Here is a 26,725-nt window from a genome sequence, read left to right as displayed (position 1 = left end):
CAAAATTTCGGTTAACCGAAAGGAGAATATTATGTCGGGCGAAGTTATGGCGTGGTTTTTGACGTTACTTGCCGGACTCGCGACCGGCATCGGCGCTGCCTGTGCCTTCATAGTCCGCCAGCCTACGCCTAAACTACTTTCCATCTCGCTGGGATTTTCTGCCGGAGTCATGCTGTATGTTTCCCTCGTTGAGATCCTGCCAGAGGCTCGAACCGCGATTTCCCACGCACATCCTAACGCCGCTGCCTATGCCGTCGGCGCATTCTTTGCCGGAATTGGAATCATCGCCGCCATTGACGCCGCTCTGCCAGAATTTTCCAACCCGCACGAATTCCACAACACCGACCAATTTCTCCGCCCACCTGGGGCACAAAACCAGCTTTTTCAAGCCCATCCCCAGGCTCAAGCGAAGCTCATGCGCATGGGGTTATTCACCGCCGGAGCCCTGGCATTACATAATTTCCCGGAGGGATTCGCAACCTTTCTTTCCGCCATATACGACGTAAAAATCGCAATTCCCATCGCCGTAGCAATCGCAATCCATAACATCCCTGAAGGCATTGCCGTCGCTATGCCGATTTACTATGCCACCGGATCTCGAATACGCGCCTTTGTGTGGTCTTTTATCTCTGGACTATCCGAACCCATCGGAGCATTAATCGGCTGGCTTATCCTGCGCGATATGATGAGCGATACCGTATTCGGCCTCGTATTTGCCGCAGTAGCCGGCATTATGGTCTACATCAGCTTGGATGAACTATTACCCTCCGCCGAAGAATTCGGCCAACATCACCACGCCATAGGAGGGCTCATTGCCGGTATGGGCGTCATGGCAGCTTCCCTATTACTGCTGGAATAGGCAACACAGAACACGCCACTGCTACACCTTAGGCACAACAATTAACGCATCCACACATCCGCACAGCCCGACGCTGAAAACGTAGCAGGGAAAGACACTTCTCAGCTAGCGAACGACAATCGTCTCGCGCGATAACCCCGTATCCACCGTAATATCTAAGGGTGAGGGTGCGACCCCAGCACGAACCAGGGACCACCCCAAAGCGGCAATCATCGCCCCATTATCCGTGCAATACCGGATCGGCGGAATTCGCACCTCAATACCATACTTACGCGAGCCTTCCTCAGCCATATCCCGCAACTGCGAATTAGCCGAGAACCCACCCCCGATCACTAAGGTGTCACAATCATTGACCTGGCACGCAGCAAAAGCTTTCTGAATGAGAACCTCACACACCGCATCCGAAAAACCTGCTGCAATATCCGCCTTCGGCAGCTCTTCACCGCGCGCCAAACATCCCTCAATATGCCGAGCCACTGCCGTCTTTAAGCCAGAGAAGGAATAATCATACGGATGACGTGCCTTATCTTTGCCACGCGACAACCCCCGAGGGAACCGAATCGCCCGACGATCCCCTTCACGGGCTAACCTGTCAATATGCGGTCCTCCCGGATAGGGCAAACCTAAAAGGCGCCCCACCTTATCAAAGGCCTCCCCTGCCGCATCGTCCAAGGTTCCGCCTAGCTCCTCGATTGACGTCGCAATGTCGCTAACCTTCATCAAATGCGAATGCCCACCGGAAACAACCAGACCAATAAAGCGATCCGGGAACTCTCCATGCACCAACTGATCCACAGCAATATGCCCGACGATATGATTCACCGCATAAAACGGCTTATCCAACGCTAAAGCCAAGGCTTTCGCAGCAGTAACACCGACGGTTAACGAGCCAACCAACCCTGGGCCAGCAGTAACCGCAACAGCGTCAACATCATCGAGAGTTACCTGGGCCACCTCCAACGCCGCATCCAAGGTCGGAATGAATGATTCCAAATGAGCCCGCGAAGCAATCTCCGGGATGATGCCACCGAAACGCGCATACTCATCCATAGAGGTCGCCGTCACGTCAGCGAGCAGCTCCCCGTCACGCACTAACGCAATACCCGTCTCGTCACACGATGTCTCAATACCAAGGATCAGTTCATTCACAGCGCTAAGTCTACTGATGTTCACCCCTCAGCCGCTAAACAGGAAAAGGTACACTCGACCACTACGAAAGTGGTATTGGCACCGGCTAGCAACTCCTGACCGTTAGTGCACAGCCACTTCCCGCGTCCTTTCCTACCGTGCATGCCGACCACTAGCGATAACCGCACCGCACACGCCAGATCGCAGCCACATCGACTAGCTCAGCGCTCGCACCGCCTCTTCTCGCTCACGGAAATACGCCACGCTGTCATGGACCAACATATCGAGCTTATGCGCGTCAGCCAGACCGTTACGCGCCGGATACGGAGCACTCCCCGGGCCAAGCGGCTCCGGCGTAAGGAATCTGCCCTCGCGATTCATCCCGACGAGATAGCTCGCCATAATGACGGTATCCAAATCCATTGATCCTGCCCCAAGCGCCAAGCGATTAGAATCAGCCAAATGCAAATTGACCAACCGCTCACCCGCATCCAAGATAGCCTGCGGAATATACACTTCCTCCACCTGCATGTGGTAGACGTCCCCGTTAATATGCTGAATGCCCGGATGGTTGACCGCCTCAATATAGCGTTTCGCCTCGGCAACGGTATGCACAATCGACACTTCAGCCGAGCGAATTGGCTCAATAGCTGCCTTGACGCCATATTCCACAAATACGTCGGCCACCTCGCGCAACATCCGCCATGAGCGTTCAAACTCATAGGCATCTAACGCCTCCGCGCGACCACACGAAGCCGGAACCACCAAGAGGTAGTGCCCGCCCATTTCCGCAGTAAAGGCCACCTCTCGTTTAATATAATCAACTGCTTCTTGCTGCTTAATCGGGCGATTCGAGGATAAATCATTGTCATCTGAGAACATGCCGCATACCCCAGACACCCGCAAGCCTGCCTCTGTCAGGATTGCGCGCGTCGCCTCCACATCGTAGCCAATCGTCGGCCCATAGTGATTGCCATGCAACTCAATAAATTCCAGACCATTATCCGCCAACCGCTGGGCACTAACCCGTAGATCTTCCAAGCCGAAGCCCCAGTTCGACCAGGACAAATCAATCTTTCGCTCAAAATCCTGCGGATTGCGCTCCTTATGAGCGATAAACCGTTCCTGAATCTGCTGCCGCCACATATCAACATTCTGCGGTTTCATAACATGCTCCTTTGCCGTCATATCACTTAAGCAGAAGCTCGAATAACAAGCTCTGCGGGGAAAATTTTGGTTTGGACGCTATCGGAACGCCCATTAATAACATCAAGTATTTGGTGAACAACGTATTGCGACATCTGAGCAATCGGCTGCTTTACCGTTGTGATCGGAGTACCTAGTACTGCTGCATAGGGCACATCATCAAAGCCAGTCACAGCAATATCTCGCCCTACTACCATCCCCAGATCCGTCAACGCTTTAGAAGCCCCAATCGCCACGAAATCATTGAGGCAGACGAAACACTGCGGCAAAGCCGCCGTATTCTGGGCAGTTACCTGAGCTACTGCGTCATATCCGTCATCCCACGTCGGGCTGGGAATCCAGGTTTGAATAATCGAATCCGGATCAATCCCACACGCAGCCACCCCAGCGCAAAATCCTCGCCACCGATCCTGGTGCTGCGGGGCATCGGAACGCTCATGGATAAAACAGAACCGCTCCATCCCCTGCTCGCATAAATGATGCGCCATTTTACGCATACCGTCATAATCATCAACCGAGACGAATGCCAGCTTGGCATGAGCAGCCCGCTGAGCGAATAACGCAATCGGAATATGCCGACTCAACGCGATCAACTCTTTACTCACCAAGCCTGTAGAAGTGATGATTAATCCCTCAATACCGGCATTAATCATCCGAGCGATGGCCGCCTGTTCCAGATCTACGCGCTGTTCCGTATTTCCATATAAAATTGACGTCCCCAACCGGCTGACCACCGCGTCCATATCATGGGCAGCTAAAGCAAAAAACGGATTAGCAATGTCGAAGAATAGCGCGCCAATAATATTTGTATGCCCCTTCGATAAGGCGCGAGCTGCCGCATTAGGCGAATACCCATACTCCTTAATCGCCGCCTCAACACGCTCGCGTAACTGCGGCCGGACTCGGTGGGGATGGTTCAACACGTTTGATACCGTCCCCACCGAAACCCCGATGCTTTGAGCAATGTGGGAAATGCTCGCTCGCCGTTCTTTCACCAGATCTCCCGCTACATTCGCAGGTTGTACTTCTTTGCAGCAAAACTGTTGAGCAAAATAGATCCGATTAAGATGACGCCCAATGCCAGTAGCTGCATGCGCGGGCCAGTTGACCCTTGGAAAGAAATCAGCAGGCCAGCATTCAGCCAGGTCACCAGCAAAGCCCCAGTGATGACGCCGCTGACCCGACCGAATCCGCCTTGAATCAGAACCCCACCGAGGGCTGCTACCGTAATCGCAGGCAAAGCCATACCCGAACCGGCCGTGCCAGCATCCGGGCGCGCCGAAGCAAACTGTGCCACATTGACTACCGCAGCCAATCCACACAGCATCCCCGACACTGAATATGCCGAACAGCGCACCAGCTTCACCCGCTGTGCCGCATAACGCGCTGCCACGTCATTCGTACCAATAGCAAGCAAAGAACGCCCCCAGGCGGTGCGATCCAGCACAAACCAGGACACCACTACCATGGGGATCAACACGGTCAAAACCTGGAGCGGAATGGGAATATCTCCGATCCGCACCTTTGACGCCAAGGTTTCATTTGCCCGAGCAATATGCGGACCCGAAATCGGCGACTGCCCCGAAAGTACCATCGCTAAGGAGGCATAGGCATAGGAGGTAGCCAAAGTTGCGATCAACGGCGGGAACCGGAGATACCCAACTAAGATTCCATTGACGCTCCCCAGTATCGTCCCAAAAATCACGGTGATAACCAGCGCTAATCCCACCCCCATCTCACGATGCTGGATGAGATACCCGAATAGCATGCCCGCCAGTGATACCGTCGCGCCAACTGATAAATCAATACCAGAACGCCCAGAAATAATAACGAACATCTCCGCTAAGGCCAGCAGTGCAATCGGCACGAGCGCTTCTAAAGACGTGCCCATATAGCGAAGATTGAAAGGAGCAAATAGATACCCGTTATTCCCCAGATACATAAAGGCAAAAACCAAAATAATCATGAGGATGAATAACGCTGCCGCGCGTTCAGTTAACACCAGACGCAATAACCGCGCTCCAGTTCCTGCAGCCCCCGACTGAGCTTTTGTTACTTCCGGCTCACGCGAGGCAACAGTGGGCGTATCCGAAGCTATCGGCGTAGATTGATTAGCTGTCATTTTCGTGCTCTCCTTACCTGTCGAGCCAGATCAACGCCAACTGCAACAACAATGATGACGCCAACGATGAGCAGGGTCAGTTGGTTGGGCCAGTGGAGATGGATGACGGCGGCCTGTACTGAACCGACGAGGATGGCCCCGAGAATCGTCCCAAAAACTGTTCCTCGACCGCCCATAACCGAGGTCCCGCCAATAACGCATGCCGCGATAACAGACATCTCCAAGCCATATCCGACGTTTTGCTGGATAAGGCCACCATTTCCCAGGGAAACCAGCGCGGCAATTCCCACTGCCACTCCGGTTCCGATATAGACGGAGAATAACCGTCGGGTCACTTTCACACCGGCGAGTCGGGCAGCGTTCATATCATTACCGATTGCGTAGATATGACGCCCCGAGGCGTACTCGCGCATGTATATCCAGACGACCACCCCTAATACCAACGCAAGCCACATCGCATTGGGAATCTTTCCCAACGAAGCATTAATTCCGCCACCAATCACAGCAAAAGTCGGCGGCACCCCGGAAATCTGATTATCACCAAAGATTTGCAAGGCCAACCATCGAAAGATGTTCAGCGTTCCGAAGGTACACACCATTGCCGGAACCCGCCCGAAAGCGATCAGCGACGCGTTCACCGCACCAAGGCATGCGCCCACACCAATAGCAATGAGAGCGCCCACTAGGAAACCGACGTGATAATCCCGAATTGCCCGAGCCACAATGACCATAACGACGGCCATCATCGATCCAACCGACACGTCAATACCGGCGGTACACATCACAGCCGTCATCGCGATACCGATAATGGCAATGGGGGCAACCGAATAGAAGATGTCAAAGATAGATCCAGCCGTCAGGAATGTGGGCGAGACGAACCCCATGACAACCCACAACACAATGATGACGCCCACGAGAACCATCTCTTGACCTTCAACGAATCGCCGTCTAACTCCAACGGCTTTCGTATGGCGGGAACGTCCAAACATTATTCGACACCTCCTGCTGGATCTTTCGCCGTAGATTCTCCAGAAGCGGCCGCCAGCAGCTCGGCTGCCGAACAATCCCCGGGGAGCTCTCTGGCGCTCACCCCGTTGTGCAAGACAACAATGCGATCACACAGATACCGGATTTCCTCCAGATCAGTCGAAACCACTAGGACCGCATTCCCTTGTGCCGCGTGCTCCAAGATAAGCGAATGAATCTCTGCTTTTGCTCCGACGTCCACCCCTTGTGTTGGCTCCTCTACGAGCAGGAGGTACGGATCTTGAACGAACTGGCGAGCCATAACAACTTTCTGTTGGTTGCCGCCTGATAGCTCATTAATCAGAGCATGTGGCCCTCGGGTTTTAATGCGCAGACGCTGGATGGCCTCCTCCATCGCGCGCTTCTCTTTGCCAAAATTGAATATCCCGAGCCGCGAAAAGTACCCCAGATGCGAGGAGGACAAATTAAAACTCAGCGACTTAGGTAAGAAGACGCCTTGCGCTTTCCGGTTGCCCGGCAACATCGTAATCGAATGACGCATTGCCGCTTGCGGAGAACGGATCGTCACCGGCTTGCCATTTATTTCGATTTCCCCTGAACTTGCCGGTTCAATCCCGTATAAGGCTCGGATCACTTCCGTCGTACCAGAACCAATCAGCCCATAAATACCCAGGATCTCTCCCCGTCGAATATTAAAACTCGCCGACGCCAAACGCTTACCGGCGCGCATATCGCGAACCGAGACGGCGATTTCTGATTTCTTTTTCCCCTGGTCGCGATCTCGATGCTCCACTTGGAATTTATCGCCGACCATCAAGGTCGCGATTTCATTCGTCGTTAATGAATGTGTGTCGTATGTGCCAATCCGACTCCCGTCACGCAACACAGTGATGCGATCCGTGATCTCGCCTAGCTCATCAAGCCGATGCGAAATATAGATAACACCAATGCCACGGGCGGTAAACGTCCGGATAATATCGAACAGCCGATCAACGTCACTATTGGCAAGGATGGCGCTGGGTTCATCGAGAATCAGTAATTTAACGTCTGTGACGAAGGCCTTTGCGATGGAAACAAGCTGTTGCTCTCCAACAGATAAATCCCCAACCCGCTCCTGAATTGCTTCTGGCCGCAAACGGAGATCCGTCAACAATCCAATAACTTTTTCGTGCTGTTCATTCCACTTGACCCGCCCAGCACGGGTATGTTCGCGGCCTAAGAAGATATTTTCTTCTACCGTCAAATCCGCAAAAAGTTGTGGCTCTTGATAGACCGGAGAGATCCCCGCCTCTAATGCCTTTACCGTATTTCCTAACTCAATCGGCTCGCCAAGAAGCGTAATTTCTCCAGAATCTGGGCGTTCTGCCCCGCTAATCATTTTGATAAGGGTGGATTTACCTGCCCCATTCTCTCCTACCAGTCCATGTACTTCGCCAGCTCGAACCTGGAAGGATACATCTTTTAACGCATGGACGCCGCCATAGCGTTTGTCAACGTGCTGCACATCAAGCAGAAGCTGCTCAGATGCTTTCGCGGTGTGGCTTCCCATTACTATCCCCTAATTGGCTGCTGGGGCTGAAAGGTGGTACAGCCCCAGCAGCAGATGATGTGTTCCGGATGAGTTAGTAGTTGTACTTTCCGGCGTTATCCTTCGTGAGGATGAGTGGCTCACCGAGCAGTAAGGTCTTCGTTTTGGCGTCATAGGTGACGTTCTTCAAGTGACCGACATCCTGCTTTTCTGCGAATTCCTTACCCTGAGCCAACTGCCAGCCAGCCCACGCGGTCAGGTATCCATGATCCTCCACGTTCCACAGAACTGAAGAGTAGGCTGCCCCGTTTTGCAAATATGGCAACATTGCTTTAGGAGTACCGACGCCAACCGTCTGGACTTGACCGATCTTGCCTGCTTCTTCAACGGCTTGGGCGACACCAGGGGCTGCCGTGGTACATGGCCCAATCAGACCCTTCAGGTCTGGATTTGCACTCATGAGGTTCTTTGCCATAGTCACGGCGCGAGCTTGATCTTCGTCAGCATAAACGACATCCACAATGGAGATCTTGGGATAATCCTTGTCGACCTTCTTCTTGATGATGTCGATCCAGGTATTCAGATTTGCTGCGGTCTGACCACACGAGACAATGGCAATCTTGCCTTCATTATTGATTGACTTTGCCATCTGGTCGATTAGACCATCACCGATTCCCTCGGGAGAAGCTTGGGAAACGAATACTTCTCGCACAGAATTTGGCGCATCGGTATCAGAAGTACCGACGCGAATACCGCCATCTTGTGCTTCCTTCAAAAGCGGAGCTAATGAGTCAGGATCGTTTGGAGCTGCCATCAGTGCCGAGACGTTCTGTTGAATCAGTGAGCGAACGACATCTGCCTGAGCTGCTGGATCTGCTGTCGTCGGGCCAGAATATACCCATTTGAATCCAAATTCTTTCGCCGCCTCCGCGCCGCCGGTATTCATTGCTTCAAAGAATGGAATACCTTGAATCTTTGGCACAAACGCAACGGAGATTTCGCCAGAGCCGGAACCTGAGCCAGATTCTGCACCTTTATCGCCTTCCTTTGCGCCACCCGCACATCCGGCAAGCGCAAGAGCAATTACCGCGCAACTCGCGGCGAACGTTTTTCTTATCTTCATTTCACAATCCCCCTCGATTGTTAGAGTGAAAAACGCGTTTTTGAAGCGGTTCAAAAACGTTATTGCAATTGTGCGCCTGCCCCCCCCCCCCCGCGCAAGCGCAAACGACGGGGAAGCAACTGCAACTCATCCCAGCTCAAATATGAGCACGTTCACAGCGGAAAAATTAACAACACTCTAGGTCTTTAGTCCTAATTCTGTGTGTTAGTCATTCTTTAACAGGTGGCGATTACGTTGAGAACACGCCAAAAACTAGCTCTTCGCAATTAACTATAGATACGCAGTATCAGGAAATATATATTGTTTTCTGGTCTTACTGTTGAAAACCTACTCGACCGACGTACCTCATTAAAATCCTATAACGTATCGCGATCGCACAGGATATTCATTCCGCCTCTCATTCCCCTGCTCAGCAAAGCGGAAGATCTATACAAGGCATAGGTACTGCACTAAGCCCAGTACCTACAGCGCCAGCGTGGCGTACCGCCAAGAAAAGCGCATAAAACAGTGGGCCTTCCAAAATAGGAAGACCCACTGATGGCTACCGAGATGAGGTTTAGCGACCGTGTACCGACGCAGACATCAGTTCGCGGTTGAGCAGTGAGATCAGCTCAAGCGGAACCTGCTTGGGGCACGCCTCATGGCATGCACCAACATTCGTACAACCGCCGAATCCCTCAGCATCATGCTGTGCCAGCATGTTCACAACGCGATCGTAGCGCTCCGGCTTACCTTGTGGCAGTAAGCCAAGATGCATGACCTTTGCAGAGGTGAACAGCATTGCCGAACCATTCGGGCACGCCGCCACACATGCACCACACCCAATACAAGCCGCAGCTTCGAAAGCCCGATCCGCATGCTCTTTGGGAACTGGAACAGAGTGCGCATCTGGAGCTGCACCCGTATTGACGGAAACGTAACCGCCCGCCTGAACGATACGATCCAAGGAGGAACGATCAACCACAAGATCACGCAAAACCGGGAAGGCAGCCGAACGCCACGGTTCAATCGTGATCGTATCGCCATCCTTGAAGGTGCGCATATGGAGCTGGCAGGTAGTTGTCACCTGCGGCCCATGCGGATCACCATTGATGACAACACCACACTGACCACAAATGCCTTCACGGCAGTCAGAGTCGAATGCAACCGGCTCTTTGCCTTCCGCGAACAGTTCCTCGTTCAGTTGATCGAGCATCTCCAAGAAGGAAGCCGTCTCATCAACGTTGTCGATGGTATGCGTATCGAAATGACCGGAATCCTCCGGACCGTTTTGACGCCAAAATTCAAGGTTAATTTTCACTTGTAGCTCCGCTGCTTCATCTCGACGAATTCGTACTTGAGGTCTTCCTTGTGCAGGACCGGCGGGTTACCTTCGCCCGTCCACTCCCAGGCTGCGACATAGGCGAAGGTGTCATCATGACGCAGTGCTTCGCCTTCTTCCGTCTGAGATTCAGCGCGGAAGTGCCCACCACAGGATTCCTCACGGTGCAGGGCGTCGATACACATCAACTCACCGAGCTCGAGGAAGTCAGCCACGCGCCCAGCCTTCTCCAGCGACTGATTCAACTCATCCGCCTTACCTGGAACACGAACGTTCTTCCAGAAATCAGCCCGCAATTCGCGGATCATGTTGATGGCTTTCTTCAAACCATCTGCAGTACGTTCCATTCCACAGTATTCCCACATAATGTGGCCAAGTTCCTTGTGGTAGGAATCCACTGAACGATTGCCCTCGTTGTTAATGAAGAAGCTGATGCGCTCTTCTACCGAGCGACGAGCTTCCACCACAGCCGGATGATCTTCCGCAACCGGCTCAAACGGGCCATCTGCCAGATAATCGTTGACGGTATTCGGGAGAACGAAGTAACCGTCTGCCAGACCCTGCATGAGCGCCGACGCGCCCAAACGGTTCGCACCGTGATCGGAGAAGTTTGCTTCACCAGCCACGTACAGACCAGGAATCGTGGACATCAAATCGTAGTCAACCCAAATGCCACCCATTGTGTAGTGGACAGCCGGGTAGATACGCATCGGGACCTCATAGGGGTTCTCGCCGGTGATCTGCTCGTACATATCGAACAGATTGCCGTACTTAGCGGAAACCTGATCCTTGCCCATACGGCCAATTGCCTCAGAGAAATCGAGGTACACGCCACGAGCAACGCCACCGATCTCCGGCCCCACTCCGCGACCATCGTCGCACATGTTCTTTGCTTGCCGTGACGCAATATCACGCGGAACCAGGTTACCGAAGGACGGATAGATACGCTCCAAGTAGTAATCGCGATCCTCTTCCGGAATATCGCGTGGATCCTTCTTGCAATCCTCCGCCTTCTTCGGAACCCAAATACGCCCATCATTACGCAAGGACTCCGACATCAAGGTCAGCTTCGACTGGGATTCACCGTGTTGCGGAATACAGGTCGGATGGATCTGGGTGTAGCACGGGTTGCCGAAGTATGCACCCTTGCGGTGGGCACGCCACGCAGCCGTACCGTTGCAGCCCATAGCGTTGGTGGACAGGAAGAACACGTTTCCATAGCCGCCGGTTGCCAAGATGACGATATCGGCAATGTGTGTTTCAATTTCGCCGGTCTTCATATCGCGGGCAATAATTCCGCGAGCGCGACCGTCAACCACGATCAGCTCAACCATCTCGTGACGGTTGTACGTCTTGACTGTGCCAGCCTTCACCTGCCGCATCAGCGCCTGGTATGCGCCAATCAGAAGCTGCTGACCCGTCTGACCACGAGCGTAGAAAGTACGCGACACCTGGACGCCACCAAAGGAGCGGTTATCAAGCAAACCACCGTACTCTCGAGCAAACGGAACGCCTTGCGCCACGCACTGATCGATAATATTGGCCGACACTTCTGCCAAACGGTAGACGTTCGACTCTCGCGAGCGGAAATCACCGCCCTTGATCGTGTCGTAGAACAGACGGTAGGTCGAATCGTTATCGTTCTTGTAGTTCTTCGCCGCGTTAATACCGCCTTGTGCCGCAATGGAGTGGGCACGACGAGCGGAATCCTGGTAGAAGAACGCTTTAACGTTGTAGCCCATCTCGCCAAGCGATGCCGCGCCAGCGCCGCCAGCCAGACCCGTTCCTACAACGATGATATTCAGCTTGCGACGGTTTGCTGGATTAACCAGGCGCGCCTTGAACTTGCGCGTCTCCCAGCGGTCAGCCAAGGGGCCGGAGGGCGCCTTGGTGTCCGCAATGGGATCACCTTCGCGATAGAGACCTTCAATAAGTTTTTCAGTCATTTCCCTCACCTTACGACAGATATCCGACCATAATCGCCGTCGGCGCAGCCAAGAAGCCAACCACGACTGCCAGTGCAACGAGAACAGCAATCGTCTTATACACCCGCTGACGCGAGGTACGTGACGTTCCTAAGGTCACCAATGCTGACCACACGCCGTGCTGAATGTGCCATGCCAAGCACAACATTGCGACGAGGTAGATCAGATACAGCCACCAGTTGGCCGGCTGGAAAGCCGCCACCATACGGGCATACGGAGTCATCTCCTTGTAGTTACCACCAACCTGAACCGTCAAGGTGGTGAACTGCAAAATATGGAAGATGATGAACAAGAACAGGCCAATCCCGCCCCAGCGCATAAGCGAAGCAGTGTAAGAGTGAATTGCCGTAACCTTACGACCAGTATTCACCTTGTACGCCTTGCCGCGTGCCCGATTTGCCCGACCCCACAGCGTCATTGCCGCATATACGTGGATAATGATCGACAAGAAGAGCACAATGCGGAAGATCCACAGAACTCCCTCATGCGGAACTGCCGGATACCCTACCTCGCGCAGGAATGCTGCATAACCATTGAAGGCATGAGCGCCGGCAAACATTTTGAGATTGCCGAACATGTGCGCGAGCAAGAAAAAGACAAAAAGCAGGCCAGTAAGCGCCATCGCGACTTTTAGCGCGACGGTCGTCCTCCGGCTCTTAATATGATCAACATTTGTAGTAGCCACGATCCCAATTTAGCAAAGTAACTAGCGGATTTTACGGGAGCTAAGACCTGATTTTAAGCAATTTTTCTTTGCCAAATTGAGAAAATTCCCGTGCTTATCGGGATTATTTAGCGCTAACACGCCAGCTTACAGCTAGCGCAGCTTTCTGGTGCGATAGCACTATTTTCGTAATAGTTTTGGTGCGTTAATCAGAATATTGTGGCTTTGTACCTAGATTGCTCGACTCTTAGGACGCTCGGCTAGCGAACCTATCTATCGCTTGGATTTATCGCGTAGCAATCTGACGCAGCTATATTTACGGCGATTATATTCGCAGCGATGCGGTTCTTCGTCAGCCCCTCTTTTCATAATCAACCAATAATAAGGACGGCAAATCCCTCACCTTTTCCCCTCCCCCAAAAAACACGGGTATATCCACATCAGACATCAATTTCCTACGTCATCATTTTCCACAGCAACATCCGATTACCTCAGCTAGCCAGGTATTCCGGCATATATGCGGTTTCTTCGCAGGTTATAAGCCATGATTCGCGGCTGCGCAACAGCGCGGATGGGAAATAGCTGGTGGATAAAAAACCTTGCAGAACCCAAGATTGTTACCATAACAGCATGGGACGCCACCTAATGCATAAAACGAACTCTACAGCTACCTCACCGCTAGAAACGGAATCCCCCTCAGAGTGCTCCGCAATCTCACAGGATCTCACCGATCGCTCACAGATCACCGCCACCGATATTGCTCACCCCAACGAGAGTGACAACCCGCGCACAACGTCGAGCCACAACATTATTCACGCCCGCGACCTGCGCAAAACCTACGGCAAAGGCGATACCAGCGTTGAGGCGCTACAAGGGATAAATGTCGATATTCCCGTCGGTGAATTCACCGCCATCATGGGGCCATCCGGTTCTGGAAAATCCACCCTCATGCACTGCCTGGCTGGATTAGATTCTGTCACCTCTGGTCAGGTGTATCTCGACGGCATTTGCCTCTCCGAACTTTCACAGCGAAAACTGACTAAACTGCGACGGGATAAAGTTGGCTTTATTTTCCAATCTTTCAACCTACTTCCCACACTGAGCGCCGCAGAAAATATCACCCTCCCTGCCGATGCCTCTGGCCGAAAAGTTGATCCAAAACGCTTCGCTCAGCTCACCGAATCAGTCGGAATCGCCGACCGCCTACACCACCGCCCTGCCGAGCTCTCTGGCGGGCAACAGCAACGTGTAGCCTGCGTGCGCGCCCTTATCACCGAACCGGCGGTCATTTTTGCTGACGAACCCACCGGAAATCTTGATTCAAAGGCCAGCCGGCAAATCCTAGCGTTCCTCCATCAAGCCGCCCACGATTTTCATCAAACAGTGGTCATGGTGACTCACGATCCCTCCGCTGCCGCCTGGGCAGATCGCGTCCTATTCCTGGTTGACGGTGAAATCGTCAAAGAACTAACCGAACCAGAAACGGATACCGTGCTCGACACTCTGCGGGAGATTGGCGCAAGCGAATGTTGATAACCCTGAAACTCGCTTGGCGAGATGTTCGCGCCCATCTGCGTCGTTTCTTACTCACCATCGTCGCAGTAATGTTAGGGATCGCGTTCTTGAGCGCCACCTTAGCGCTGCGCGAAACAATGTCCACTAACCTGGTATCTGGCCTTTCGGGAGTGCAACCAGGAGATATTCAAGTTCGAGGGCCAGCAGTTCCAGCACCCGCCGTCGGTTTTCAGGACATACCCGTCGGGCTGACGCAAGAGGTCGTGAAAATCCCCGGAGTAGCACAAGCCCAACCGCGGTATGCCTTATCTGTCACCGTCCTTGACGAGGATAATCGGCCAGCAAGCAATGCCGGTATATCGAATACCCTCGCCAACGCACTGGCTGATTTCAACATCGAATACCACGGCAACCCGCCCAGTAAAAACGATGAGATAGCTGTGGAGAAAACTGCTCTTGAGCGCCTCGGCTTGCACGTCGGCGATACGGTGCGGTTGCTCGTCAATGACCAGGCCCTTACCTTCCGGATCACCGCTACCATTGATTACGGGCATCCGGTTCCCGTCTTCAATTTTTTCTGTGCAAGTGACGCTCTTGTCCCCACCCTCGTCGATAATCCAGACGTCGCCAGCGCAATCATCGTCAAAGTATCCCGCGGGTCAGATCCTGCTAACGTCACATCGGCAATTACCCAGGCGATTGGCAGCAGCTATAACGTGAAAACGGCCGATGAAATCAATCAGACGAATCAGGAAAACCTTGACGTACAGCTCGGCTTCCTCACCACGTTCTTGTTGATATTCGCGGGATTGGCACTGCTGATCTCCACTTTCATTATCACCAACACCTTTAATATGGCCATTAAATCGCGGCTACAGGATTTTGCTTTCCTGCGTGCGGTTGGCTTTGCGCCACAGCGAATCTTCTCCCTGGTCGCCTGGCAGGCAGTGGTCATCGGGCTTATCGGCGCAGGAATCGGGTTAGCGCTCGGAACAGGTCTATTGCGGATCGCCACCTGGGCACTCGATCATTTCGGGATTTTCACCGGGTTACATGCTGAAATTTCCGTTCGCGTCATACTCACTGCCGTATGCGTCGGTATCGTCGTCACCCTGATTGGCGCGCTCTTTCCGGCACGGCAAGCAGCAAAAACTCCCCCAATAACTGCCATGCAACAAGCCAGCGGAGCCAACGAGCGCCCCGTCTGGCTGCGGCTAACTATCGGCCTCGCCCTGTGCGTCAGCGCAATTATCTGCCTACTGATCGTCGGTTTGACCGAGGTCAAACAATCGGGAACCATTCTGGGATGCGGCGCCCTCGGCCTCATCATCGGGTTACTCATCGCTGGCCCAGGGCTTGTTAAATTCATACTTGGCGGTATTTCCTGGCCGTTACTTCGCCTTCGCCCGCTGTGGATTCGCCTCGGTGCCGGTAACGCCCTGCGCAACACCCGACGCACCGCAGCAACTGGCGGGGCAGTCATGATTGGAATGCTTTTAGTCAGCGCCGGTTTAGTCGTCGCTGATTCCCTGCGCGCCTCAAGCGTTGACGTCATCGACAATGAGTTACAAACCGACCTCATGGTCCTTCCAGCTAATCTATCCAACCCCAATACCACGATCTCCGATGCGGTATTCGATAAGATCACTCATACCCCTGGGGTTGCTCGAACGCTATCTATGAAACTGGCTATGGCCTCCGCGATTTATCCTGATGATCCACAGCCAGAAACCCTGCTTGTCGTCAGCTCTGATTTAGCACACCTCAGCGACGCTTTCCGAATGAAATTCATCGCCGGAAGCATGGAACATCACGGCGCAGATAGCATCATCGTGCCAGAACAGTTAGCACACGCACATCATCTCGCACTGGGAGATACCCTGAAGATCGCCACCCAAAAAGGCGAGCAGAGCCTACACATCACTGGCATCCAGGACTCCAGCCTTGCCGCTGCATTTATAGACGATTCACAACTTGAGCCATTAGGAATCAGTTCACTTGGACGAATGAGAGTCCTCATCCACGTTGATCCACATGCCAATGTGGAAACGGTGAAGGCTGCAATCCATTCCGCTCTTCCCACCTCCGGCTTAGTGGCTGTCATGGATAAAGAAGAGCTGAAAGGATTTGCCGCTTCTGTTCTTTCGCAAGCCCTGGCAATTATCTATGCCCTGGTGGGGCTATCCCTTTTCATCGCTGGACTCGGCATTATCAACACCTTGAGTTTGTCCGTCAGTGAGCGACGACGAGAGATCGGGCTATCACGAGCTATCGGGATCTCGCGAATCTGCCTTGCCGCTGGCGTCGGGGTCGAATCCGTCCTAACGGCACTATATGGGACTGTCCTGGGCGTCAGCAGCGGAATCGGATTAGCTGCAGCCTTGGCAAAGTATCTATCCAGCAGCGGAATAAAAGTATTCTCGATTCCCGTGCCAGCGCTTTTCGTCGTCAGTGCCTGTGCTCTCCTAGCCGGGTTGTTAGCCGCATTGCCACCCGCTATCCGCGCTAGTCGGCAACCAATCCTGAGCGCTATTCGCGATTAGTGAGATCTAGAAAGCTCATAGCGCATTATCAGGGCATCATCGTCGTGATAATAACGTGGGCGACGCCCAACAGTTTCAAATCCGGCACGCTGATACATCCGCTGTGCTTTCTCATCGCGAGCGCGCACTTCCAAAAAGACGGCCTCTGCCTCGTGGCTCTGCGCAACCGCCAATAGATCCGCCAATAATGCGCTACCTATACCTCGGGAACGTTGCGCCCTGGCCACGGCGATCGTCAAAATTTCCGCTTCCGGCCCGTGCGAGATCCCACCGAGTGCCACGAGGGAAGGTCGGGGATGTAATGGGCCATCATCCCGAATGACCGCCAGGTAGCTCCGATCTTGAGCTAATAGTTCCTGTTTCCACACCCCAGGAGGCCAGGCATCCACTCCAAAATTATCTGCATCAAAACTCGCGAGATATGCCCACCACAAGAAAGGCACTCGTACCAGTTGCCCTGATACTTCGTCATATACCTGTTTTGATGCCGGCTGAGCCGCCACTTCGTGCGGAGTATCATCTGGCGTGCGAAAGAAACGTTCCGGATTGTGTACTCGCCCGTCCATATCGGCGTTCCCTATGACGCTGGCTGGGATTGATTCGGCTCACCCTGCTCAACCTCAGACTGAGCCGGTTGAGACTGGCTTGGCTGGGGATGACCACCGTGAATATCCGGCCGTCGGAGATAATGCGGCTGCGTTCCCATGTCAATATCCTCGCCAGCCGCACGACGAGCACAGTGAGATAGCGCCAGGCGAGTCATGACGACAGGGCGATGCTCCACCGCAACCCGACCCCCTATCGTATCCACACCAACATGCGGATAAACCTCATCAATCGCCGCAACGACTGCTGGCTCGCGGCTCAATTCCGCATGCAGATCTGCCGGAGCGACGATCCGTTCCGGAGAAAGAATGGCGACGTCATCGGCCCCCATCGGACGCGCGCGCAATGCGTAGACCTCACGGCGACGAGCATCGATCATAGCGACGACTTCTTGTGCCCCTGCATCTGCCCCAGCCAAGGCGAGAACCTCTAGCGAGCTGACGCCATAGAGCGGAATTCCCCAAGTACGAGCCAGCGTCCGTGCCATCATCAGGCCCGCCCGCAACCCAGTAAAAGCACCCGGACCGCTACCCACCACAACCGCGTCAGGACGCTCAATACCCGCTTCTGATAACACCTGCTTGACCATCGGCGCCAAAGCCTCTGCATGCATACGATTCGAGCGCATGAGCTGATAACTCAATTCGCGCACCTCACCGTCACGTTCGACGGCCACTCCCACGGCGATCCACATCGACGTATCAATCGTTAAATAAAACATCTCTCTCCTTCATTTGAGCTGGCAGATCGACGCACGCTTTGCAAGCAGTTAACGTTAGATCTACGCCCGCTCCCGTATCCTTGCGGTATCCGGTGCTGTGATGGTGGCCTGCTATTGCGTCGATTCCTCACTGGGCGGAGTTTTATAGACGGATACTTTCCCTGCAGAACTGCGGAAACGTACCTTTGCCTCACGTTTACCAATGATTCCTTTGCGTTCCACATGCCCTAAATCGTCATGTGGCACCTCTGGCGTATCTTCTTGAGGATCATCTGTATGTTGATCCCAACGCAGCCATACCAAGGAGCCGATAACCACTGCTAACGCAATCAAAATCCGCACCAAATGCATGAGAACGTTGTGGGATTCCGGTTCACTCGCCGGCGTTGTTTGAGCAGGAGCCGGCGTTGAGGTATCGGTATTTTGGATAATTCGCTGACGTTGAGCGAGAAAGTCATTGAGCGGGATTGAGCCGAGAACAATGTTTGCGGCTGCCTCATCAGCCGGTTCAATAGCGCTCTCATTGAGCAAGAACCACGCCTGCAACCCGCTGTCGTAGATCACGGCAACAGAGGCACCACCAGCCGTGACGGCAGAGCCTAATCGAGCATCACGTCGGATAATTTCCTCTCCTCCCGCAGGCTGATCGAAATTCACCGACAAGGCCCCAATTGCTGTTCCGCCATCAAAGATCGGGGCAATCCACCGATTCGTTACGGTAATACTCTGAGAAGCTGGAACGTTTTGTGCAAAGGTGCTGACCCGCACTGGATTACCGATCGTATAGTGCGATACTGCTTCCAAGGAGGCATCCGGGAAAGCGTCTGCAGCGTGGGAACGCACCGACGCCAGCGCACGCTCAGCGAACCATGCCGTGACCTCTTGCGGTGGCGGCCCTGGGTCAGGAGCCGGTGACGGCGCCGCCAATGCTGGAGTAGCCAGCCACAACAGTGCCATCATCACCGATACCAGTATGCGTTTCATACAGAGATCACCATATCTGCTAACGCGGTGCGAACATCGTCCATATAAGCCGTCGCACGCGGCCCAATAGCTCGGAAGGTCAGGGTGCGAGGAGCATCATCAAAAAGATCATCCGGCTCGTTGCCGGCTTCTGATCCGATTGGTCGCTCAATATCTACTTCCACTCTGTCCTGGCTGAGTACTTCCACCTTTCCGGCGCCCCACTCCACGACCGTTAGAGAGTCATCTAAGCTCGCGTCGAGATCCAAAGCGTCAAGTTCATCGAGAGACGAGAGGCGGTAGGCATCCACATGCACTAAATCGATCTGTTGCCCGCGATAGATTTGCGCAATGACGAAGGTCGGGGAAGAAACCTGCGCCGCGATATTCATTCCACGGGCAATCCCCTGAGTTAACGTCGTCTTGCCTGCTCCCAATGGGCCATTGAGCATGAGCAGATCTCCCCCGCGTGCCCACTTTCCTAATGCTGAACCGACTCGGTGCATATCGTCAACCGTCGCCGCCTGGATTTTCACTGGGTATCCTCCTGATAGATCCGCCTAACTCGAGAGCCAACTCGGGTGAGCATCTCATAGCTGATCGTCTTGCAGGCCATCGCCCAATCATCCACGCTCACGTAGGGCGGCTCCCCGAAAATCACCACACGATCTCCTGAACGAATATGCTCCCCGCTAACAACGATCTGATCCATGCATACCCGACCACGAATCGGGCACAGCACCCCGCCAATATCAACACTGCACAGATTTGACGCAACACGCGGAATGCCGTCAGCGTAGCCAATCGGGACGACCCCCACATGTTCACCCTCATAAGAGCGATACGTATGCCCGTAGGAAATGCCCGTTCCAGCTCGCAACTGTTGATCCGACATCACGATGGATTCCACACGCATAACCGGGGTCAAGGCACACTCTTTGCCCGTCGCACGTTGCGGATTCGGGCTTAATCCATACAGCGCAATACCGATGCGAACCATGTCATAGTGGCTATCCGGATGCCATAACACCCCGCCAGAAGCTGCCAGATGTAGGATCTGCGGGCGAATCCCCTCCTCCTGTAACCAGGAGCGCGCATCTTCAAAGGCATCAATTTGAATTTTGGTTGTGAGATCATCCTGGCTATCCGCACACGCCAAATGTGACCACAAACCGACGATCTCGCAGCTTCCTTCGGCAAGCGCTCGTGCAAACTGTGAGCTGGCGAGGCATAACTCTTTGCGCGAAAATCCCGAACGAGTCATTCCGGTATCGACGTTAATGTGCACTCGGGCAGTCTGCCCACACTCCTGAGCTGCGGCTAACACTGAGTCCAACATCCAGGGGGCGCCGACGGAAATATCTAAATCGGCCTGCACGGCAGCTCTCAAATCAGCATCCGGCGTATAAATCCACGTGAGAATACGCGCATGTGGCCCTAACTGTTGGCGTAATTCCAGCGCTTCCCCAAGCTGTGCTGCCCCAAACCAGGACGTTCCTTTTTCCTGCGCCCAGCGAGAGATCGTATCTCGACCGTGACCATACGCGTCGGCTTTCACAACCGCCATTACTTCCGCAGTAGTCGCCTCACGCATGCGGGCCAGATTCGCGTCAAAGGCCCGACGGGAGATGTATGCAGATGCCGAGTAGTTATTCATCGCTGTTAATTCTACCGATGATCTGCGCGATAGCACGGATAATATCGCTGGCAATGATCGGATGCCCACCGCGATATTCACGTGCCCCGCTCGCGTAACTAGCCGCATAAGCATGGATTGTGGACGCCGCTGCAGCAAGCCAGGCGATCCCTCCGCGATCCGCGATCTCTTGTTCTCGATGTGCGTACATGGCCAATAATGCGCCAACCATGCCGGCATACACATCGCCAGCTCCTGCAGTGGCCCGCCAGCCCGGCGCTCTCACTCCGACGCACACAACACCATCTGGATGGGCGACAATATCGGTAGCCCCTTTTGCCACCACGCACGCCCCCGTCAACGAGGCCGCACGTTGCGCTGCCCGCAACGGATGCTGGTAGACCTCGTTTCGGCTCGTTGGTTCTCCCAGATCTGTCAGTAACCGCGCTAGCTCTCCTGCATGTGGCGTCAGCACAACTCGATCCGTTAATCGGCGGTGCTGTTGTGTGGGGCGTTGCGCACAACTATTTTGCACTTTTGAGGAATCGGAGGAAGCTACCCCTAAAACGCAAGGGGTATCAGGAATCGGCACCAAAGGCGCATCTGGATATTTTTCTGCCTCCGACGTACCAGGAACCGACCTCGCATATTCACTATCCGAGGCTGGTACAGCTACTGCCCGCGCAACAGCCAAGGAGATTGCCCCGGCATCTAACACAACCGGACGATCCGCTGCGAGCGCCTGCTCTAGTGCTCGCTCAGCTTCGCGCATATCAACTAACCCAGAGCCAATCACCCAGCCATCAACCTGCCCCGGCTCAGTGACCACCTCAGGATATTGCCCTAAAACAAGCGGGCTTTCCCCCAGGTAACGCACCATACCTGGGCCCATCGCTAGCGCCCCGCCCACACCTAAAACCGCCGCACCAGGATAGGTGGACGAACCCGTCAGCATGCCAAGAACTCCTCGCGAGTATTTATCCGCGTGCTCCGTCAGATCCCATAGTCCACGTAAATCTGATAGCTGTACTGATACCAGCGCTGGCTGGGCTGGCAGATAGCGTTCTAATCCAAGAGTCATCAGCTCTACCTGACCGCAGCGTACACATGCTGGAGCAGCAAAATGCGCCGCCTTATACCCGCCCAAGGCCAGCGTGTAATCCGCACTCACGCATACCCCTGGTATATCTGCCTCATCAACCCCTACTCCTGAGGGAATATCAATCGCACATACCCAATGACAATTCGGACGCTCGGCTCGTATCTCATTGAGATGTTTCACCCAAACAGCGTAGGGATCGCGCATCGGACCACGCGCGCCATTGCCCAGCAAACCGTCAATCCACACCCGATGGGAACAGCCAAGTTCTGTTAACGTCTGATCGGTATGTTCTGCCGGTATCTGCCGCATATCCACATATCGCACACCACAGCGAGTGGCGTATTCCTGCGCCGAGGCGTGAATGGCTGTGCCATATAATGCCGTGACACAATAGCCGCGCTGTGCCAGCAAAGCTCCAGCGTATAGCGCGTCACCACCATTATTTCCGGCTCCGACCAGGATTAACACACTATCTGCTGGCGGTTTCACATAGGGAAGATCGCGCTCGTGTTGTGTTACACCAGCGTGTGGAACCGATTGTTCGGTATGCACCGACGAAGTCGCATAGCCTCTGGCAGCATGTGAATTAGAAAACCCACTAGCTTTGCTCTCTTGATCCGGCTTTTCCTCAGCAATACTCGCAATATAATCGACCACTCGTTGCGCAATTGCGTGAGCAGCGTACATCATCAGCGGTTCTCCAGCAGCTAACGGGATCTCTTCCGCCCTGCGCACCTCAGCGGCTCGGTATCCGTCCATCGCTCCCCCACTGTTTGCAACCATTAACGTCGTTCTTTATGTTACGCGCTTATGTAATGCGCATCGGAGCCTCACGTCACTCTTAAAACCTCATGGAGCACCGCAGGGGAAATCCACTGTTGCCGCATTTGATGTGCGAAATGCTGGAATTATTGTCAGACTAGGAGAATGACGACATCCGAACTGACCCCGTTTATGACTTTCACCCATGAACAGTGGGCAGAACTGGCAGGTAATGCTGCGCTGCCGCTCACCGAAGGCGATGTTACTCGGTTATCCACTCTCGGCGATCCTATTGATTTCGCCGAGGCAGACGCCATCTATCGCCCATTATCTGCGCTCATGCAGACCTATGCACACGGCAAACGCAGGCTCTACACCGAAACCAGCACGTTCCTTGGGCGCCAGCCAGAGCGCACTCCGTGGATCATCGGCATTGCCGGATCCGTTGCCGTCGGTAAATCAACGGCTGCCCGTTTACTACGCGAGTTGCTTTCTCGCTGGCCGCACACACCGCATGTCGCACTCGTCCCCACCGATGGCTTTTTATATCCCAACGCCGTTTTGCGCGAACGCGGAATTATTGGGCGCAAAGGCTTCCCCGAATCCTATGACCGTCGGGCCCTCCTTGAGTTTTTACATCAGATTAAATCCGGTGCCGAATCTGTGCGCGTTCCGGTTTATGACCATGTTTCTTACGACATCGTCCCCGATGCGACGATCGAAGTGCGTAGCCCGGATATTCTCATTCTCGAAGGGCTTAACGTGCTACAACCTGCCGGCAATACTGCTCATTCCCAGATTGCCGTCAGTGACTACTTTGATTTCTCCCTGTATCTGGACGCCGCCGAATCTTCGCTGGAACGTTGGTATATCTCGCGCTTCCGTTCGCTACGCAGCACCGCTTTTTCCCATGAAAACTCGTATTTCCGCGCCTACGCGAATCTATCTGACGAAGAGGCAGAAGCCACGGCCCGCCAGATTTGGTCCTCCATCAATCTGCCAAATCTTCGGCTCAATATCGCTCCTACTCGTTGTCGGGCCGACGTTGTGCTCACAAAAGGGCCGACGCATGCGATTGAGAAGATCGAGTTGCGCAAAATTTAGCACACGCGCCCTGCCGCATCCGCATAGTATTGCCACGAGGCATACGCCACTAACTGCTATCTAGCGCAGTGCGTGGAAAGTCAGGTACCGCCAGCCGACACAGATACCTGTCATTTTCAGCGCTATGTATCGCAGCTCGGAGCATCTGCGGCGGGTATAGGTATGACGGGGAAGCTTCCTTATCCTTAGCGCAAACGAGGTATCCGGCTGTAGTTACCTCAGATATACCCGCACCAGATATAGATACAGCAGCTAGAGCGAGGCGGATTCCGGCATAGGGTCAGCGCTCGCTGGCACAATCAGGGATATATGCCTGGCGTCTTGCGAGCGCGCACATAGACGTACACATAGACATCCGGCTACTCGATTTACCTTATCTATGCTTCGATAGGCATGACGGTTTATGGCGCACCCGCAGGTATTTCATGAATGTGCCGGCAGATATTCCATCAGCTACCCGCAGGCTTCCCTGCTACCTGTAGGCATTTCATGCCAATGCGCTGCACATTTTTCTTCACCACCGAATCGGATCTCACCGGATCGTTAGTGTGCGCCCACGCCTATTTCATTCCTGGTTTGTTGCCGTATTGACGTTATCTGTTGCGCTACCCTACAGAGCCAATTTATCTGCCACGATTTGTGCCAAACGTTCAGCAACCTCGTCCGTCTGTTCTTGCGTCTTTGCCTCAACCATCACTCGCACGAGCGGTTCGGTTCCTGAGGCGCGCAATAACACTCGCCCGGTTTCTCCCAATTCGGCTTCGGCGCGAGCAACATCTGCAGCGATAAGCTCCGTGCGCGTCTTATCCACATTGGGAACGTTGATAAGACGCTGTGGCAGAGTCTGCACAAAACTGACGGCCTCTGCCAATGCTTGCTGGCGACGGGCAATCTCACTCGCCACCAGAACAGCAGTCAGCGTACCATCCCCTGTGGTGGCATGCCGCAAAGAGATCACATGCCCTGATTGCTCACCACCGAGCATGTGCCCGTGCGCCAGCATCTCTTCGAGCACGTAGCGATCTCCCACCGCAGTAACCGCAAAATCAATACCTTTTTCTTGACACGCTAAACGCAAACCAAGGTTCGACATCACAGTGATAACTAAAGTGTTATTCGCCAGTTCACCGCGTTCTTTCATGGATAGCGCCATTAACCCCATGATTTCATCGCCATTAACTAACCGACCTGTATGGTCAACAGCGAGGCAGCGATCTGCGTCGCCATCAAAGGCAAATCCCATATCTGCTTCGGCGGCTTTGACCATCGCCTGCAAACGTTCGGTATGCGTCGATCCACATTCTTTATTGATGTTGCGACCATCCGGCGAGGCGTTAATAACTACGACATCTGCGCCTAACTCCTGGAATACCTTGGGAGCAACTCGGGAAGCCGCACCATTGGCACAGTCCAAAACAATGCTCAACCCGCGCAGAGAATCACCGATTGACACCAGGTGATCCATGTAAACCCGATCAGAAACCGCGCATGATTCAGAGATATGCCCCACTGCTGCACCAACCGGACGGTCCCACTGGGTATTCAAACAGGCTTCAATGCGGTCTTCAATCGCATCGTCAAGTTTGAAACCTTGAGAGTTGATGAATTTAATGCCGTTATCTGGCATGGGGTTATGCGAGGCGGAGATCATAACGCCGAGGTCATAATGACGTGCCGACGTCAAATAGGCAATGCCCGGTGTTGGAATCTCGCGCACATGCTCAACGTCCACTCCAGCCGAAGCCAACCCGGCGCCGACTGCGTGAGATAGCATCGCTGAAGACTGCCGCGTATCTCGACCAATGATCGCTTTGGGGCGCCCCGTCGCTTCTTCAGCAAGAACCCGAGCCGCTGCTTGACCGAGTTCTAAAGCAAATTCTGGGGTGATCTCTGTATTTGCTAATCCGCGAACTCCGTCAGTTCCAAAAAGTCGAGCCATCTCGCTGCCTTTCTAGCATCTATCCCCTCTTTTGATGACGCTTGCGCTAAGGGGCTACCTCTCCTGATTATGCCACGCTCTCCCGCAACAGCGGCATATCCTCACATCCCCGCGCCGCGTTTATGCTTAGCCGGTTTTCTGCTGTTTCTTTTTCCTCGCTATCTTCTTAGGCTTTGTGCCCGACGTTATTCCTCACCTGTGGCTGCGCGGCTGGGTATTGGACTGTTTTAGCTGCCGACGTTGACTACCGGATGAATGACGTTCTCCGGCTGCCGCGTTATTCTCGCGCTTCTCTGCTCTTTTCGCTTCAGGTATTTCTGTTCCCGTACAGTGCAGGCTTGCCGAGTGCCGTCGATCACGGGTGTATGACCTGTGGGCATTGCGGAATATTTCCTCTGCTATCTTCGCCAACTTCACCCCGACTTCCGGTACTACATCAACAAAAACAGCACTAAAGCCCCACAATTCGCCCTATAGATCGCAACAAGCACGCGACGTAAAACTCGATTTCCCACTATCTACCCTGGGAAACTCACTCACACTCACAGATTACATCCGACCTCAAAATTGCCCTGCGCCAACTCCTGCTCCGCTTTCCGAACTAGGGCACGGAAAACCTCGAGCAAAACAATGCATTTTATTCAATAACCACACCCAAAAACGACATAAAACTCATGCAATCTGTCCGATAGCTCAGATATGTCAATGGAGAAAATACGCACTGCTCTCATATACTCATGGGCTGCTTCATGGACGCCGATTTATCCAAACCTGCAAGGCAGGGTTATAGGACAAAATGTGTTGCTTGTGGGTTAGTCCCAGGTGTTGTGGTATGGGGTGGTGTGGTGGAGTTCGTTCCTCCAGCAGATTGCGTCGCCCCAGGTGGGTATGGTGGTGTTGGCTTGTTGGTG

At 53.8% G+C, this 26,725-nt stretch carries 21 protein-coding genes; 4 read left to right on the top strand and 17 right to left on the bottom strand.

Annotation, left to right across the window (positions count from 1 at the left end):
- Positions 1 to 31: 31 nt before the first annotated feature.
- Positions 32 to 859 carry a zinc transporter ZupT gene (gene zupT / locus ACLHIL_RS04380; RefSeq protein ID WP_411296735.1) on the top strand — a complete coding sequence of 276 codons (828 nt, stop codon included), beginning with the start codon at positions 32 to 34 and terminating at the stop codon, positions 857 to 859.
- A gap of 105 nt (positions 860 to 964) precedes the next feature.
- Here the strand turns inward: zupT and tsaD are convergent, their stop codons facing one another.
- The 10 genes from tsaD to ACLHIL_RS04330 all read right to left on the bottom strand — a co-directional run bounded on the left by tsaD (position 965) and on the right by ACLHIL_RS04330 (position 12,944).
- The gene (gene tsaD / locus ACLHIL_RS04375) at positions 965 to 2,008 is read right to left on the bottom strand and encodes a tRNA (adenosine(37)-N6)-threonylcarbamoyltransferase complex transferase subunit TsaD (protein ID WP_411296734.1); all 1,044 of its coding nucleotides are present in this window, start codon (positions 2,006 to 2,008) and stop codon (positions 965 to 967) included.
- A 195-nt stretch (positions 2,009 to 2,203) separates the two neighbouring features.
- Entirely contained in the window at positions 2,204 to 3,154 is a 951-nt protein-coding gene (locus ACLHIL_RS04370) for a sugar phosphate isomerase/epimerase family protein (RefSeq protein ID WP_411296733.1), read from the bottom strand.
- Positions 3,155 to 3,180: 26 nt separating this feature from the next.
- A complete protein-coding gene (locus ACLHIL_RS04365) occupies positions 3,181 to 4,188 on the bottom strand; it encodes a LacI family DNA-binding transcriptional regulator (protein ID WP_411296732.1) in 1,008 nt (335 codons plus the stop codon).
- A gap of 11 nt (positions 4,189 to 4,199) precedes the next feature.
- On the bottom strand, positions 4,200 to 5,315 hold the full coding sequence (locus ACLHIL_RS04360) for an ABC transporter permease (protein ID WP_411296731.1): 1,116 nt from the start codon (positions 5,313 to 5,315) through the stop codon (positions 4,200 to 4,202).
- On the bottom strand, positions 5,312 to 6,304 hold the full coding sequence (locus tag ACLHIL_RS04355; RefSeq protein WP_411296730.1) for an ABC transporter permease: 993 nt from the start codon (positions 6,302 to 6,304) through the stop codon (positions 5,312 to 5,314). The genes ACLHIL_RS04360 and ACLHIL_RS04355 overlap by 4 nt, the downstream gene beginning before the upstream one ends.
- The gene (locus ACLHIL_RS04350; RefSeq protein WP_411296729.1) at positions 6,304 to 7,851 is read right to left on the bottom strand and encodes a sugar ABC transporter ATP-binding protein; all 1,548 of its coding nucleotides are present in this window, start codon (positions 7,849 to 7,851) and stop codon (positions 6,304 to 6,306) included. Before ACLHIL_RS04350 ends, ACLHIL_RS04355 begins: the two co-directional genes overlap by 1 nt.
- A gap of 73 nt (positions 7,852 to 7,924) precedes the next feature.
- Positions 7,925 to 8,953: an autoinducer 2 ABC transporter substrate-binding protein gene (locus ACLHIL_RS04345; protein ID WP_411296728.1), complete on the bottom strand. Its 1,029-nt coding sequence runs from the start codon at positions 8,951 to 8,953 to the stop codon at positions 7,925 to 7,927.
- A gap of 556 nt (positions 8,954 to 9,509) precedes the next feature.
- Positions 9,510 to 10,253 (bottom strand): succinate dehydrogenase/fumarate reductase iron-sulfur subunit, encoded by a 744-nt coding sequence (locus ACLHIL_RS04340; RefSeq protein WP_411296727.1) that lies wholly within the window; start codon positions 10,251 to 10,253, stop codon positions 9,510 to 9,512.
- A complete protein-coding gene (locus ACLHIL_RS04335; protein WP_411296726.1) occupies positions 10,250 to 12,220 on the bottom strand; it encodes a fumarate reductase/succinate dehydrogenase flavoprotein subunit in 1,971 nt (656 codons plus the stop codon). The genes ACLHIL_RS04340 and ACLHIL_RS04335 overlap by 4 nt, the downstream gene beginning before the upstream one ends.
- A gap of 10 nt (positions 12,221 to 12,230) precedes the next feature.
- The gene (locus tag ACLHIL_RS04330; protein WP_411296725.1) at positions 12,231 to 12,944 is read right to left on the bottom strand and encodes a succinate dehydrogenase cytochrome b subunit; all 714 of its coding nucleotides are present in this window, start codon (positions 12,942 to 12,944) and stop codon (positions 12,231 to 12,233) included.
- A 786-nt stretch (positions 12,945 to 13,730) separates the two neighbouring features.
- Here ACLHIL_RS04330 and ACLHIL_RS04325 point away from each other — a divergent pair.
- Entirely contained in the window at positions 13,731 to 14,456 is a 726-nt protein-coding gene (locus ACLHIL_RS04325; RefSeq protein WP_411296828.1) for an ABC transporter ATP-binding protein, read from the top strand.
- A complete protein-coding gene (locus tag ACLHIL_RS04320; RefSeq protein WP_411296724.1) occupies positions 14,450 to 16,981 on the top strand; it encodes an ABC transporter permease in 2,532 nt (843 codons plus the stop codon). The genes ACLHIL_RS04325 and ACLHIL_RS04320 overlap by 7 nt, the downstream gene beginning before the upstream one ends.
- Here the strand turns inward: ACLHIL_RS04320 and ACLHIL_RS04315 are convergent.
- From ACLHIL_RS04315 to ACLHIL_RS04290, 6 genes are all read right to left on the bottom strand, one after another.
- Positions 16,978 to 17,547, bottom strand: coding sequence for a GNAT family N-acetyltransferase (locus ACLHIL_RS04315; RefSeq protein ID WP_411296723.1), 570 nt, complete (start codon positions 17,545 to 17,547; stop codon positions 16,978 to 16,980). The two genes, ACLHIL_RS04320 and ACLHIL_RS04315, sit on opposite strands and share 4 nt — an antisense overlap.
- A gap of 11 nt (positions 17,548 to 17,558) precedes the next feature.
- Positions 17,559 to 18,308: a tRNA (adenosine(37)-N6)-threonylcarbamoyltransferase complex dimerization subunit type 1 TsaB gene (gene tsaB, locus ACLHIL_RS04310; RefSeq protein WP_411296722.1), complete on the bottom strand. Its 750-nt coding sequence runs from the start codon at positions 18,306 to 18,308 to the stop codon at positions 17,559 to 17,561.
- A 111-nt stretch (positions 18,309 to 18,419) separates the two neighbouring features.
- Positions 18,420 to 19,292: a hypothetical protein gene (locus ACLHIL_RS04305; RefSeq protein ID WP_411296721.1), complete on the bottom strand. Its 873-nt coding sequence runs from the start codon at positions 19,290 to 19,292 to the stop codon at positions 18,420 to 18,422.
- On the bottom strand, positions 19,289 to 19,807 hold the full coding sequence (gene tsaE, locus ACLHIL_RS04300; protein WP_411296720.1) for a tRNA (adenosine(37)-N6)-threonylcarbamoyltransferase complex ATPase subunit type 1 TsaE: 519 nt from the start codon (positions 19,805 to 19,807) through the stop codon (positions 19,289 to 19,291). The genes ACLHIL_RS04305 and tsaE overlap by 4 nt, the downstream gene beginning before the upstream one ends.
- Positions 19,804 to 20,928, bottom strand: a complete 1,125-nt coding sequence (alr, locus tag ACLHIL_RS04295; protein ID WP_411296719.1) for an alanine racemase — start codon at positions 20,926 to 20,928, stop codon at positions 19,804 to 19,806. Before alr ends, tsaE begins: the two co-directional genes overlap by 4 nt.
- The gene (locus tag ACLHIL_RS04290) at positions 20,921 to 22,792 is read right to left on the bottom strand and encodes a bifunctional ADP-dependent NAD(P)H-hydrate dehydratase/NAD(P)H-hydrate epimerase (protein WP_411296718.1); all 1,872 of its coding nucleotides are present in this window, start codon (positions 22,790 to 22,792) and stop codon (positions 20,921 to 20,923) included. Before ACLHIL_RS04290 ends, alr begins: the two co-directional genes overlap by 8 nt.
- 144 nt (positions 22,793 to 22,936) lie before the next feature.
- Here ACLHIL_RS04290 and coaA point away from each other — a divergent pair, with 144 nt between their 5' ends.
- The gene (gene coaA, locus ACLHIL_RS04285; protein WP_411296717.1) at positions 22,937 to 23,875 is read left to right on the top strand and encodes a type I pantothenate kinase; all 939 of its coding nucleotides are present in this window, start codon (positions 22,937 to 22,939) and stop codon (positions 23,873 to 23,875) included.
- Positions 23,876 to 24,485: 610 nt separating this feature from the next.
- Here the strand turns inward: coaA and glmM are convergent.
- Positions 24,486 to 25,814 carry a phosphoglucosamine mutase gene (gene glmM / locus ACLHIL_RS04280; protein ID WP_411296716.1) on the bottom strand — a complete coding sequence of 443 codons (1,329 nt, stop codon included), beginning with the start codon at positions 25,812 to 25,814 and terminating at the stop codon, positions 24,486 to 24,488.
- Between the last annotated feature and the right edge of the window lie 911 nt (positions 25,815 to 26,725).

The sequence above is a fragment of the Trueperella sp. LYQ143 genome (assembly GCF_046599595.1).
GTDB lineage: Bacteria > Actinomycetota > Actinomycetes > Actinomycetales > Actinomycetaceae > Trueperella.
Note: the sequence above shows the minus strand (reverse complement) of the source record. Positions and strands in the feature narration are given on the sequence as shown.